Raw genomic sequence first — 12,717 nt, 5'->3', positions numbered from 1 at the left:
TTACTGCCTGGTAACGAGGAGGCAGCCGTCGTTCTGGACGATCGCCTTGAACGCGGATGTCAGGACGGACGAGGTTTCACGCTCGACGATGACGGCCGGGCCGGCGACGACGTCGCCCGGCTTCAGATCCTGCCGCTCATGGATTCCCGCTTCGAGATAGGCGCCCTGTGCGGCCTCGAACAGGCGCCGGCGCTGACGCGGCGACACAGTGCCGCCTTCGGCGATGGAGGCCACGCGCGCCACCGGCGGGAGCGGGGAGGCGGCCTTGACCGACCAGCTGACGATTTCGACGTCGAGCCCTTCGATCGCCCGGCCGAAGAACCGCTCATATTCGGCCTGGAAGGCGGCGGCGATCCTGCCGGCACTCGCCGCGTCGAAACGGTCGGCCTCCAGCGGCACCGGAATATCCCAGCCCTGGCCGGCGTAACGCATGAACAGGGTCCGCTCGATGACGGGGGCGCCGGCTTCGAGCCCGCCTTCCACGAAGCCGATCGCCTCGGATTTCATGGCGTCGAGAAGGCGGTTGGCTTCGGCGAAATCGAAGTTCGAAAGATTGAAGACCGAGCTGCGCACGGCTTCGTAGCCGAACGGCGCCTTGAGGAAGCCGATGGCCGAGCCGACGCCGGCGCCCGGCGGAACGAGAAAGGTGGAGATGCCCATCTTCTCGCAGAGGCGGGCCGCATGCAGCGGGCCGGCGCCGCCGAAGGTGATCATCGTGAAATCAGAGATATCCTTACCGTTCTCGACGGTATGCACCCGCCCGGCATTCGCCATATTCTCGTCGACCATCTCGCAGGTGCCGTAAGCGGCGGCCTCGGGATCGAGGCCGATGACGGCGCCGATATCGTCACGCATGGCGTTGCGGCTTGCATCGACGGAAAGCGGGATGGCGCCTCCGGCGAAATTCTCCGGATCGAGCTTGCCGAGGATGAGATCGGCATCGGTCACGGTCGGGTTCTTGCCGCCGCGCTGGTAACAGGCCGGCCCCGGCTCGGAGGCGGCCGAATGCGGGCCGACGCGGATCTGGCGCATGCCGTCGACCGAGGCGATGGAGCCGCCGCCGGCGCCGATCTCGACCATCTCGACGACGGGAATGGAAATCGGCATGCCGGAGCCTTTGCGGAAGCGGTAGGTGCGCGCGACTTCGAAGGTCTTTGCGGTTTTCGGCACCTGGTTCTCGATGAGGCAGATCTTCGCCGTCGTGCCGCCCATATCGAAGGAAAGCACCGCGTCCAGGCCATGCCGGCGCGCGATGTCGGCCGCAAAGATCGCGCCGCCGGCGGGGCCGGACTCGACGAGGCGGACCGGAAATTCGGAGGCGCTTTCGACCGAGACGATGCCGCCGCCCGAATGGATCATGAAGACGGGGCAGCCGACGCCGATCTCCTTCAGCGAGACGACGAGACGGTCGAGATAGGACTTGATCGCCGGCTTGACATAGGCGTTGGCGCAGACCGTATTGAAGCGCTCGAACTCGCGCATCTGCGGCGAAACCTCGGATGAGATCGATACGGAAATCTCAGGCAGGCGCTTGAGGATGGCGTCGCGGACAGCGGCTTCGTGGGCGCCGTTCGCATAGGCGTGGATGAAGCCGATCGCGACGCTTTCATAAGCTCCCTCGGCGATCTTCTCGACCGCGGCGGCGACCGAAGCCTCGTCGAGCGGGAGCAGTAGGCGGCCCGCCGCGTCGATGCGCTCACGGACGACCAGGCGGTCGGCGCGGGCGATGAGTGCGGGCGGCAGCGATATGTTGAGATCATACTGCTCGAAACGATTTTCGGTGCGCATTTCCAGCACATCGCGGAAACCTTCGGTCGTCACGAAGGCCGTCCTTGCGCCACGCCGCTCGATCAGGGCGTTGGTCGCAAGCGTCGTGCCGTGGATGAGAATGCCGATCTCCGACAGCGCAATCCCCGCCATCTCGGCAACGGCCTTCACGCCTTTGAGAATAGCCCGCTCCGGAGCGGTGTAGTCCGTCAGGACCTTCGTCGAGTGAAGCGTGCCGTCGAGATCGAGCGCTATGTCCGTAAACGTGCCGCCGATATCGACGCCGACCCGGCAGTTGCGTGGCGTGATGTTCACCGTGTTGTTCCCCACTTCCCGTTTCAGGTGCCGACCGCGCCCTGCGATCGGAGCGGCCGCCGCCATGTTCCAGTTTCACCCGTCCTTGAGGGCGACGTCAACATTTCGGCTTGACGATCTTCGTATATGTCACTTATCATATAAGTGTCAACTGGAAAGCGAGCCGAAATCTCCGATTTGAAGCCGTCTCCAAGTTAAAGAACGGAAAGAATTACCTCTTCAAATCAGGTACTTCGCCGAACAAAAATCATATGAACGCCGGCCGAACCTGCGTCGAACGCACTCCAAACCGAAGTCTTTCAACCAGAGGGAAAATCGATGAAATCCATCTCCAAGCTTCTTGCCACGACCGCCTTCGCATCCATTCTGACGTTTGCGCAGGCTTATTGCGCCGACACGATCAAGATCGGCGTCGCCGGTCCGTATACGGGCGCGAACGCGACGTTCGGCCAACAGGTGTTCGACGGCGTCTCCGCCTATGTCGGCGACGTCAATGCGAATGGCGGCGTCAACGGCAAGAAGATCGAGCTCGTCAAGGGCGACGATGCCTGCGAACCGAAGCAAGCGGTCGCGGTCGCCAACCGTTTCGTCGATCAGGACAAGGTCCAGGCGGTGATCGGCCATTTCTGCTCGTCGAGCACGATCCCGGCCTCCGAGATCTACAACGACGCCGGCATTCTCGAAATGACCCCGTCGTCCACCAACCCGACCGTCACCGACCGTGGTTTTGACAATCTCTTCCGCGGCTGCGGCCGCGACGACCAGCAGGCCGTCGTTGCCGGCAGCTTCATCCTCGACACGCTGAAGCGCGACAAGATCGCGCTGATCCATGACAAGGATACTTACGGCCAGGGCCTCGTCGACGCCGTCAAGAAGACGATCGAAGCGCGCGGCGTCAAGCCGGTGCTCTACGAAGGCCTGACGCGCGGCGAACGCGACTTCAACGCGCTTGTCACCAAGATCAAGAGCTCCGGCGCGAACGCCGTCTATTTCGGCGGCCTCATTCCGGAAGGCGGCCCCCTGATCCGCCAGCTCAAGGAGCAGGGCGTCGATGTCGTCGTCGTCAGCGGTGACGCCTTTGCCCAGGCCGAACTCGTATCGGCAGCCGGCGGTCCGGCCAATCTCAAGAACGTCTACTATTCCGCAACCCCGGATCCGCTGGAAGATCCTTCGACCAAGGGCGTACAGGATGCCCTGAAGAAGGCCAACATCACACCGGCCAACTACGTGCTCTACGGCTATGCCAACGCCCAGGCCATCGTCGCCGCTCTCAAGGCAGGCGACGATCTGAAGGTGCAGGGCAGCTACCTCCGTGGCAACACCATCGACACGGCGATCGGCAAGCTGGGCTGGGACGAGAAGGGCGACATCAAGGACTTCAAGTTCGTCTTCTATAACTTCGACGACAAGGGCGCCCCTGTCCTCGTCAAGTAAGGCAGCCGCTTCGCTCCAGCCGGACCGGGTCCGGCTGGACTCCCTGCCCAGAGAAAAACAAAAGGGGATCTGCCATGGATTTCTATATCCTGGTTCAACAGCTCTTCAACGGCATCACGCTCGGCAGCATCTACGGCCTGATCGCGGTCGGATACACCATGGTCTACGGCGTAATCCGGATGATCAACTTCGCCCATGGCGACGTCTACATGGTGTCGGCCTATATCGCGGCGATCACGCTTGCGGTGCTAACCTTCTTCGGCGTCCAATCGGTTCCTTTCGCGCTGATCTCGGTGCTGGTGATCACCTGCGCCCTCACCGCCGTCTACGGCTGGACGATCGAGCGCGTCGCCTACCGGCCGCTGCGCGGCTCGACCAAACTGGCGCCGCTCATTTCGGCGATCGGGATGTCCCTGATGCTGCAGAGCTACGTGCAGATCGCGCAAGGCGCACGCGACCAGGGCGTCCCCACCCTCATCCAGGGCGCATTCCGCTTCGGCAGCGGCGGGCATTTCGCGCAGATCACCTATATGCAGACGGTCATCCTGGTCGCCTCGCTGATCGCCATGGGCATCCTCACCTATGTCATCAACTATACCAGAATCGGCCGCGAATGCCGGGCGACGCAGCAGAACATCCGCATCTCGGCCGTTCTCGGCGTCAACACCGACAGGATCATCTCCACCGTCTTCGTGATCGGCGCGGCGACTGCGGCCGTCGGGGGCACGCTGGTGACGTTCAACTACGGCTCGTTCAATTTCTTCATCGGCTTCGTGATGGGCATCAAGGCTTTCACCGCCGCCGTTCTCGGCGGTATCGGCTCTCTGCCCGGCGCCGTTCTGGGCGGCGTGCTGCTTGGCCTGACCGAGGCGCTGTTCGCCGGATATGTCAGCACGGATTACAAGGACGTCTTCGCCTTCGCGCTGCTGATCATCCTTCTGTTCTTCCGTCCGTCCGGGCTCCTCGGCCGTCCGGAGATCCAAAAAGTATAAGTGGGAACGGGTATCATGCAGTCAGCAAGACTTATTGCGCTCCTGCGGGAGGCGCTTCTCACATTCGTCATTTCGATCGTGCTGTTCGGACCGCTATCCGGATTGGTCCTCGACGGCTTTTCCTTCACGAACGAGCTGACGCGCGCGCTGATGCTTGCGTCTGTCGTCACGGCCGGTCGCATCGCGATCTCGCTCGTGCAGATGAGCAGCCTCGGGGCGCATCTTACCGGGACGGCCACCCGCACCGGCGCGGGCGTGACCGTCATGACCGGAAAGGAGAAGTCTCCGGCCCTTCTGCTGGCAGCGCTATTTCTCGCCGGCCTCAGCGTCCCCTTCATCGCCGACAAGTATTTTCTCGGCGTCGCCATCCTCGCGCTGATCTACTGCCTGCTCGGCCTCGGCCTCAACATCGTCGTGGGACTTGCCGGCCTTCTCGACCTGGGTTTCGTCGCCTTTTACGCCGTCGGGGCCTATCTGCTGGCGCTCGGCTCGCAATATCTCGGCCTCGGTTTCTGGAGCGCCCTTGTGATTGCCCCCTTCCTCGCCGCGCTTTTCGGTATGGTGCTGGCCTTTCCGGTTTTGAAGATGCATGGCGATTATCTCGCCATCGTCACGCTCGGCTTCGGCGAAATCATCCGTCTGATCCTCAACAACTGGCTCGAATTCACCGGCGGGCCGAACGGCGCGCCGGCTCCGGCGCCGACATTCTTCGGACTGGAATTCACCCGCACGGCCAAACAGGGCGGCGTGCCGATCCACGAATATTTCGGGATTCCCTACAATGCCGACTATAAATTCTGGTTCATCTACGTCGTGCTGTTTCTCGTCGTCTGCGCGGCAATCTATGTCGTCCACCGGCTTCGCGTCATCCCGCTCGGGCGCATGTGGGAAGCACTGCGCGAGGATGAAATCGCTTGCCGCTCGCTCGGCGTCAATCACGTCTTCACCAAGCTCACGGCCTTCATGCTGGGTGCCTCGACCGGCGGGCTTGCCGGCGTGTTCTTCGCCGTTCACCAAGGCTTCGTGAACCCGACATCGTTCACCTTCTTCGAGTCGGCGCTGATCCTGGCGATCGTCGTGCTCGGCGGTCTTGGATCGACGGTCGGCGTCATTCTTGCCGCTCTCGTGCTGACGATCCTTCCGGAAATGCTGCGCGAGTTCGCGGAATACCGCGTTCTCATCTTCGGCGTGCTGATGGTTGTCATGATGATCTGGAAACCGCGCGGCCTCGTCCGCGTCAGGCGCCCGGCATTTTTCCCAAGCAGTTCCGCGCTTAGCGACAGCGTAGCGCCGTCCTTGCTTGCGAAGGCGAAGATGGAGGCGGGACGATGAGCGCGCCGATCCTGGAGGTTCAGAACGTCACCATGCGCTTCGGCGGCATCGTTGCGAACCGGAACGTCAGCTTCTCGGTGGAGGAAGGCGCCATCACCGCGTTGATCGGCCCGAACGGCGCCGGCAAGACCACCATGTTCAACTGCATCACCGGTTTCTACCGGGCAAGCGAAGGACGCATCCTGCTGAAGGGAGACGGCGGCGACGAGGACATCGGCGACCTCGTCACCAGGCCGATCTCCGGCGGTTCGCATCTCGTCACACGGGCGGGCATCGCCAGAACCTTCCAGAACATCCGTCTGTTCAAGGAAATGTCTGTGGTCGAGAACCTGCTGGTCGCCCAGCATCGCGCAACGCGCAACGGCATTCTGAGCGGCGTTCTCAGGACGTCGGCCTTTCGGCGCGCCGAGCGCGAGGCGATCGACCGGGCCTATTACTGGCTGGCGCAGATGGGTCTTGTCGAAGACGCAAATCGCCTTGCCGGAGAGCTTCCCTACGGCCGCCAGCGGCGCCTGGAGATCGCGCGCGCGATGTGCACGAGTCCGCGTCTGATCTGCCTCGACGAGCCGGCGGCTGGCCTCAATCCCTCCGAGACCCGAGAGCTGGCGCAGGTCATACAGCGGCTCTGCAGCGATCACGATCAAACCGTTCTCGTCATCGAACACGACATGGGACTCGTGATGCGGATTTCCGATCACATCGTGGTTCTCGACCATGGCGAGGTCATTTCCGACGGAACGCCCGAGCATGTGGCCAACGACGCGGCGGTCGTCGCCGCCTATCTCGGCGTCAGCGAAGAAGAGGTACAGGCATGAGCCAGTCGTCCACCAGCCGGTCTCCGCTGCTCGAATTTTCGAGCGTGCATGCTCACTATGGTCCGGTCGAAGCGCTGAAGGCCGTCACGGTCCAGGTCTATGAAGGCGAGATCGTCAGCCTGATCGGCGCGAACGGCGCAGGCAAAACCACCCTGCTGTCGTCGATCTTCGGCACGCCGCGCGCCTCCTCGGGAAGCATTCTCCATCGGGGCGAGGATATTTCCCGCACCCCGACCAACATGATCTCCCGGCGGGGGATCTCGCTGGTTCCGGAGGGGCGGCAGATCTACCAAGAGATGACGGTCGAGGAGAACATGATGATGGGCACGACGCCCGTCGGCATGCAGCATTTCGAAACCGACAGAACCACCATGTTCGAGCTCTTTCCGCGGCTCAAGGAGAGGCGCAATCAGGTGGCCGGCACGATGTCGGGCGGCGAGCAGCAGATGCTCGCCATCGCCCGCGCCATGATGGCGCGCCCGCAGCTCATCCTGTTCGACGAACCCTCGCTCGGGCTTGCACCGCTCGTGGTCAAGCGCGTGTTCGAGGTTCTGCGCGAGATTGCGACCATGGGCAAGACGATCTTCCTGGTGGAGCAGAACGCCAACCACGCCCTGAAACTCTCTCAACGCGCCTACGTCATGGTCAATGGACGGATTCACCTGTCGGGCGACAGTGCCGCCCTTCTCGACAATGAGGAAGTTCGCAAGGCCTATCTTGGTTTACACTGAACGGAGCAACGATGCTGCACAAGAACCTGATCGCCGGCGAATGGGTCGGCGACGACGCTTCGGCGAACGTCAATCCTTCCAATACCGACGAGGTCGTCGGCGAATATGCGCGGGCGAGCGCGGACCACATGCTTGCCGCCATCGCAGCGGCCTAGGTGGCATTCCCCGCCTGGTCGCATTCATTTTTGTCTCCGACATTATCTGAGCAGGAATCCCTGGCAGATATTTCGCGCGGGCAGAACTCTCTCAGGCGAACTGTTCCCGGAACAGCTGACCTACCCCTAAGAATTCCTCGTTTCCAACGAAGCCGCTGGCTGAGCATATGCTGGATGCAGCCGCCCTTCGGCTACCGTCGGCAGTTCATCCTGCTTCGGCGGGATGGAGCCCGTCCTCACCGAGGAAGCGCTTTGATCTAATTAGATCAAGAATACGCTCGGGATCCGGAAGGTCTCCTGATATTTCTGTATCAGGAAGGAGAGCCCGAGCGACACTTGAACAAAGATGCGCAGGGCGCTCTCCGACATCAATTTCATGGTCGCGGCGAGACTGGATCCGCCGCGAGGAGGCCATAATGGACGACCTGAAGTATGGAACGCGTAACAAGCGCGGCGACTGGGCGCCGAACCAGCCCGTTCAAAACGCACCGCTTTTTATGTTTCCCACGCGGCTGATGGCGATTGCGAAGTGGTTGCCGCATTACTTTTTTCCCTGGAACATGATCTTCGCTGCCTCGGCTGTCGCTTATTGGGCATGGGTCATTCCGCCGATCGAGACGATGCAGATGATCGGCTTCGGCTGGATCGCCTGGCTGTACGCCGTGAATGCGATCTGCGTGTTTCTGTTCTACGGCGCCTTCGAACTGCATCTTTACGTTCTGAAGCGGCAGGAAAATCGCTTCAAATATAACGGCAGGTTCCCGGCCGAGCAGAAGAATAACGCCTTCTGGTTCGAAAGCCAGAACCTCGACAACATCCTGCGCACCTTCCTGTCTGGCGTCACTATCTGGACAGCGGTCGAAGTCGGAATGCTCTGGGCCTATGCCAATGGCTACGCGCCATGGCTTGGCTTTGCGGAAAATCCGTGGACGCTGGCGCTCGTCGCGCTCGTGGTGCCGATCATCCATGAGTTTCACTTCTTCTGCATCCACCGGCTCATCCACACGCCGCTTCTCTACAAGTGGGTGCACTCGGTTCACCATAATTCGGTCAACCCTTCGCCCTGGTCGTCGCTGTCGATGCATCCGGTCGAGCATCTGCTCTATTTCGGAACGGCTTTCTACCACCTGATCCTGCCCTCCAACCCGATCATCATGCTCTACCAGCTGCATTATGCCGGTTTCGGGGCCATTCCGGGTCATGTCGGCTTCGACAAGGTCGAGATCGGCGAAGACAAGCTGGTCGATAGCCACGCCTATGCCCACTACCTCCACCACAAGTACTTCGAGGTGAACTACGGCGACGCCCTGATCCCGCTCGATAAGTGGTTCGGCACCTGGCACGACGGCTCCCCCGAAGGCGAAGCGCAGATGCAGGAACGCTACCGCAGGCGGAAGGAAAAACTCGCCGCCCGCAAAGCTCGCGTAGAAATGGGAGAAGCAGCCGAATGACCTGGGTTTCCGCTGGCAGACTTGACGACATCGAGCAGGAGGGAGCCATCCGCTTCGACCATGGCGGGCGCACCTACGCGATCTACCGCGGTCCGGACGACAGCGTCTACTGCACCGCCGGGCTCTGCACCCACGAGGCGATCCACCTCGCCGACGGATTGGTCATGGATTTCGAGGTGGAATGTCCGAAGCATTCGGGCGCCTTTGACTATCGCACCGGCGAGGCATTGCGACTTCCCGCCTGTGAGAACCTGAAGACCTATAAGGCCGAAGTGGTCGATGGGGAGGTTCGCGTGGCTCTGATCTGAGCCAGCGACATAGGCAGGCCGAGCGGCCTCCGGAACGGATCGGGCGGCCCGGCGCCCTTTGGGAGGATGACATGAAATCAATCTGTGTGGCGGCCGTCCTGGCCGCCCTGACGACGACGGCTGCCTCGGCCGAGACGATCGGTGTGTCGATGCAGAGCTTCGACAACAATTTTCAGACGCTGCTGCGCGAGGGGCTTCAGGCAAGGGCGTCGAAGCTCAGCGGCGTCAATCTTCAGATCGAGGACGCGCAGACCGACGTTTCCAAACAGCGCAGCCAGGTGGACAACTTCATCGCGTCAGGGGTGGACGCGATCATCATGACGCTCGCCGATACATCAGCGGCTACCGGCATCAGCGCGGCAGCGAAGAATGCAGGAATTCCCCTTGTCTACCTCAACCTCGCGCCGGAAAATATCGACAAGCTGCCGGAAAAGCAGGCCTATGTCGGCTCGAAGGAAACCGACTCCGGCAGGCTCGGCGCCGAGGCCGCCTGCGATCTGTTGAAAAAGAAGGGAAAGGCAGGCGACGCACAGGTCTATATTCTTATGGGTGATCTCGCCCACCAGGCCTCGCGCGACCGCACATCGTCGTTCAAGGAGACATTGGCGGTCGGTGATTGCAAAGGCGCCACCATCGCCGACGAGCAGTCTGCTGCCTGGACGCGCACGAACGCGATGGATCTGACGACGAATTGGATCACCGCAGGTCGGCCGATCGACGTCGTCTTCGCCAACAACGACGAAATGGCGCTCGGTGCGATCCAGGCCCTGAAAGCTGCAAGCGTGTCGATGGATGACGTCATCGTCGTCGGCATCGATGCGACACAAGATGCTCTCATCGCCATGGCCGCAGGCGACCTCGACGCGACTGTGTTCCAGAACGCCAAGGCGCAGTCGGCAAGTGCCGTGGATGCAGCCGTCGCCCTGGCCCATGGCAACAGCGTCGACAAGGAGGTTTGGGTTCCTTTTGAGCTGGTCACGCCGAAGAACATGACCGAATACGCCAAGAAGAACTGATCCTCCCCGGCCGGCGTCTCCTCCTCACGAGCGCCGGCCACTTTTCACTGGAGAAACCTATGGACGGCATCGTCATCGTCGGCGCGGGCGAATCCGGCACGCGCGCAGCCTTCGCGCTGCGAGAAACGGGATTTCCCGGCAGCGTCACGTTGATCGGCGCGGAACCGCATTTGCCTTACGAGCGGCCGCCGCTCTCGAAGCCATTGAACGGCACGGTGCAAATGAAGCCGATCTGTGGTTGCGAAGCGCTAACCGCTGCAGGAATCGAATATCTTCAGGGCGTTTCGGCGTCGAGGCTCGATGCCCAGGCGCGATCGGTCGTTTTAAGCGATGGCCGAACGCTCGCCTATGACAAGCTTCTGCTCGCCACCGGCGCCCGTCCGCGGCGATTGACATGCCCTGGGGCGGAGCGCGCATTCGACTTCCGCACCTATGCGGACGCAACAAGTGTCTTCTCTCGTGGGGACGCCGGCAAAAAAATCGCAATTATCGGCGGTGGTCTGATCGGAATGGAGCTTGCAGCCGTGCTGCGCGCAAAAGGCAGTGCCGTCAGCGTCATCGAAGCTGCGCCGAAGCCGCTGGGGCGCGCCGTTCCCCCGCGCTTTGCAGCAAAGCTCCACGCCAGGCACCAAGATGAAGGCGTCGCATTCCATCTTGGCCAGGGCGTGGCCGAAATCACTGACGACGCCGTTGTTCTCACCAATGGCGACGCGGTGCCGGCCGACGTCGTTGTCGCGGCGATCGGCGTCCAGCCGGATGTAGTACTCGCGGAAACGGCGGGGCTTGCGACAGGAAATGGCATCCTGACCGACGATTGCCTACGCACAAGCGACCCGGATATTTTCGCGGCGGGTGATTGCGCTGCGGTGGCTCAGCCGGGCGGAGGACATATCCGGTTCGAAAGCTGGCGGAATGCCCGCGGCCAAGCGGAGACTGCGTCTCGCAACATGGCTGGCGGCGAGGGCGCTTTCACGGCTATCCCCTGGTTCTGGTCCGACCAGTATGATCTCGGGCTGCAGGTGGCGGGGCTGCCGCTGCCCGGGCATCAGAGCATCGTGCGGACGCTCGGCGAGGGCGAATTGGAATTCTACCTTGATGACGGGCGTCTCGTTGCTGCTGCCGGTCTCGGCATCGGCAATGGCTTGGCCAAGGACATCAAGCTGGCCGAGATGTTGATTGCCGCGGGCGTCAGCCCCGACCCAGAGGCACTAGCCGACCCCACCTTCAACCTTAAAGCTGTTCTGAGAAGCGCGCGGGCCGCCTGATGCGGCCCCGATATTGGCCCAGACTTTGGCAGGCGGAGGACGAATGCAGTCACTACTGGTCTTTCAATCGCTCTGGGCGATGGAACTGCGCAGCAGCAGGCGCGCTGACCCCACCCTTGAGGAGAGCATCAGCCAAATTGCTGAAGCGGGGTTCGACGGGGTGAGCGCGCATTGGTATGATCGAGAATACGTACGGCGCCTTCACGCTCTCCTGAGCCAATACGGTCTTCAGGCCGAAGGTCAGTGTTTCCCGAAGTCCATAGATGACCTCAAGCCGGTCCTCGAAAACGCTGCCGAGTTCGGTGTTCACCACATCTGCCTGCAGCCCGACATCCGCTTGCGTCGGATCGATGATTGTCTGCCACTGCTGGAGGGCTGGCAGCGGCTGGGAGAGGACGCGAGGATTCCCGTCTACATCGAGACGCATCGCGATCGAATGACGACCGACCTCTTTTTCACACTCGACTTGCTGGATCGACTGCCGGATTTGCAGCTGCTGGGCGATATCTCGCACTTCCTGGTCGGCCGCGAATTTGCCTGGCCCGTGTCGGAAGAGAACCATGGCATGATTCATCGAATCCTCGACAATTCCTGGGCGTTCCACGGGCGAGTGGCATCACGAGAGCAGGTGCAGATAGAAATCTCGTACCCGCATCATCAGCCTTGGATCGATCTCTTTCTGGGCTGGTGGGAATACGGCTTCCGGAGTTGGCGAAAACGCGCTGCCGCCAACGACAGTCTCGCCTTTGTCTGCGAACTTGGCCCGAAACCATACGCGATCACAGGCCGCGACGGAGAAGACTCCACCGATCGTTGGGAGGAGTCGCTCATGCTGCAGCGATACGCCCGCGGCTTGTGGTCCAGGCTCACCACCGAATCCTGACTTATTCAAACATTTGGAGATATCCTATGGACGTTCGCGCCGCTGTTGCCGTTCAGGCCGGCAAACCGTTGGAAGTCATGACCGTACAGCTGGAGGGACCGAAGGCCGGCGAAGTGCTGGTCGAGGTCAAGGCGACCGGCATCTGCCACACCGACGATTTCACCCTGTCGGGCGCCGATCCGGAAGGTCTGTTTCCGGCGATCCTCGGCCATGAGGGCGCCGGCATCGTCGTCGATGTCGGTCCGGGCGTCAC

12 protein-coding genes and 1 pseudogene are annotated in these 12,717 nt (G+C 61.8%); 12 read left to right on the top strand and 1 reads right to left on the bottom strand.

All coding sequences use genetic code 11. The annotated features are described in order from the left end of the window. Complete coding sequence (locus CO666_RS20860; RefSeq protein WP_425352425.1) at window positions 1-2,082, bottom strand: hydantoinase/oxoprolinase family protein; 2,082 nt, start codon at window positions 2,080-2,082, stop codon at window positions 1-3. A gap of 318 nt (window positions 2,083-2,400) precedes the next feature. Here CO666_RS20860 and CO666_RS20855 point away from each other — a divergent pair, with 318 nt between their 5' ends. The 12 genes and pseudogenes from CO666_RS20855 to CO666_RS20800 form a co-directional block, all read left to right on the top strand. After that, window positions 2,401-3,516, top strand: a complete 1,116-nt coding sequence (locus tag CO666_RS20855) for an ABC transporter substrate-binding protein (RefSeq protein ID WP_097614102.1) — start codon at window positions 2,401-2,403, stop codon at window positions 3,514-3,516. Window positions 3,517-3,590: 74 nt separating this feature from the next. Then, a complete protein-coding gene (locus CO666_RS20850) occupies window positions 3,591-4,508 on the top strand; it encodes an ABC transporter permease subunit (RefSeq protein WP_097614101.1) in 918 nt (305 codons plus the stop codon). A 15-nt stretch (window positions 4,509-4,523) separates the two neighbouring features. Next, a complete protein-coding gene (gene livM / locus CO666_RS20845; protein ID WP_097614100.1) occupies window positions 4,524-5,840 on the top strand; it encodes a high-affinity branched-chain amino acid ABC transporter permease LivM in 1,317 nt (438 codons plus the stop codon). Further along, window positions 5,837-6,655, top strand: coding sequence for an ABC transporter ATP-binding protein (locus CO666_RS20840; RefSeq protein ID WP_097614099.1), 819 nt, complete (start codon window positions 5,837-5,839; stop codon window positions 6,653-6,655). The genes livM and CO666_RS20840 overlap by 4 nt, the downstream gene beginning before the upstream one ends. Continuing rightward, a complete protein-coding gene (locus CO666_RS20835; RefSeq protein ID WP_097614098.1) occupies window positions 6,652-7,386 on the top strand; it encodes an ABC transporter ATP-binding protein in 735 nt (244 codons plus the stop codon). Before CO666_RS20840 ends, CO666_RS20835 begins: the two co-directional genes overlap by 4 nt. Before the next feature lie 11 nt (window positions 7,387-7,397). Next, window positions 7,398-7,538 (top strand): annotated as a pseudogene (locus tag CO666_RS20830) (aldehyde dehydrogenase family protein); the annotation flags it as partial. A 419-nt stretch (window positions 7,539-7,957) separates the two neighbouring features. Beyond that, on the top strand, window positions 7,958-8,992 hold the full coding sequence (locus CO666_RS20825) for a sterol desaturase family protein (RefSeq protein ID WP_097614097.1): 1,035 nt from the start codon (window positions 7,958-7,960) through the stop codon (window positions 8,990-8,992). After that, window positions 8,989-9,300 (top strand): MocE family 2Fe-2S type ferredoxin, encoded by a 312-nt coding sequence (locus CO666_RS20820; protein ID WP_097614096.1) that lies wholly within the window; start codon window positions 8,989-8,991, stop codon window positions 9,298-9,300. Before CO666_RS20825 ends, CO666_RS20820 begins: the two co-directional genes overlap by 4 nt. 71 nt (window positions 9,301-9,371) lie before the next feature. Continuing rightward, window positions 9,372-10,316, top strand: coding sequence for a substrate-binding domain-containing protein (locus CO666_RS20815; RefSeq protein WP_097614095.1), 945 nt, complete (start codon window positions 9,372-9,374; stop codon window positions 10,314-10,316). Window positions 10,317-10,375: 59 nt separating this feature from the next. After that, the gene (locus tag CO666_RS20810) at window positions 10,376-11,581 is read left to right on the top strand and encodes an NAD(P)/FAD-dependent oxidoreductase (RefSeq protein WP_097614094.1); all 1,206 of its coding nucleotides are present in this window, start codon (window positions 10,376-10,378) and stop codon (window positions 11,579-11,581) included. Between the two features lie 43 nt (window positions 11,582-11,624). Next, window positions 11,625-12,464, top strand: coding sequence for a sugar phosphate isomerase/epimerase family protein (locus CO666_RS20805; protein ID WP_097614093.1), 840 nt, complete (start codon window positions 11,625-11,627; stop codon window positions 12,462-12,464). 26 nt (window positions 12,465-12,490) lie between these two features. Beyond that, window positions 12,491-12,717, top strand: a 227-nt coding sequence (locus CO666_RS20800; RefSeq protein WP_179869735.1) for an alcohol dehydrogenase catalytic domain-containing protein, incomplete at its 3' end; no start/stop codon positions are given.

Source organism: Rhizobium chutanense (assembly GCF_002531935.1).
Taxonomy (GTDB): domain Bacteria; phylum Pseudomonadota; class Alphaproteobacteria; order Rhizobiales; family Rhizobiaceae; genus Rhizobium; species Rhizobium chutanense.
The sequence above is the reverse complement of the archived record's forward strand: the minus strand, read 5'-3'. Positions and strand labels throughout refer to the sequence as shown.

Coding starts and splice junctions, on each gene's coding strand:
- CO666_RS20855 (WP_097614102.1), top strand. CDS start 2,401: ATGAAATCCATCTCCAAGCTTCTTGCCACGACCGCCTTCGCATCCATT.
- CO666_RS20850 (WP_097614101.1), top strand. CDS start 3,591: ATGGATTTCTATATCCTGGTTCAACAGCTCTTCAACGGCATCACGCTC.
- livM (WP_097614100.1), top strand. CDS start 4,524: ATGCAGTCAGCAAGACTTATTGCGCTCCTGCGGGAGGCGCTTCTCACA.
- CO666_RS20840 (WP_097614099.1), top strand. CDS start 5,837: ATGAGCGCGCCGATCCTGGAGGTTCAGAACGTCACCATGCGCTTCGGC.
- CO666_RS20835 (WP_097614098.1), top strand. CDS start 6,652: ATGAGCCAGTCGTCCACCAGCCGGTCTCCGCTGCTCGAATTTTCGAGC.
- CO666_RS20825 (WP_097614097.1), top strand. CDS start 7,958: ATGGACGACCTGAAGTATGGAACGCGTAACAAGCGCGGCGACTGGGCG.
- CO666_RS20820 (WP_097614096.1), top strand. CDS start 8,989: ATGACCTGGGTTTCCGCTGGCAGACTTGACGACATCGAGCAGGAGGGA.
- CO666_RS20815 (WP_097614095.1), top strand. CDS start 9,372: ATGAAATCAATCTGTGTGGCGGCCGTCCTGGCCGCCCTGACGACGACG.
- CO666_RS20810 (WP_097614094.1), top strand. CDS start 10,376: ATGGACGGCATCGTCATCGTCGGCGCGGGCGAATCCGGCACGCGCGCA.
- CO666_RS20805 (WP_097614093.1), top strand. CDS start 11,625: ATGCAGTCACTACTGGTCTTTCAATCGCTCTGGGCGATGGAACTGCGC.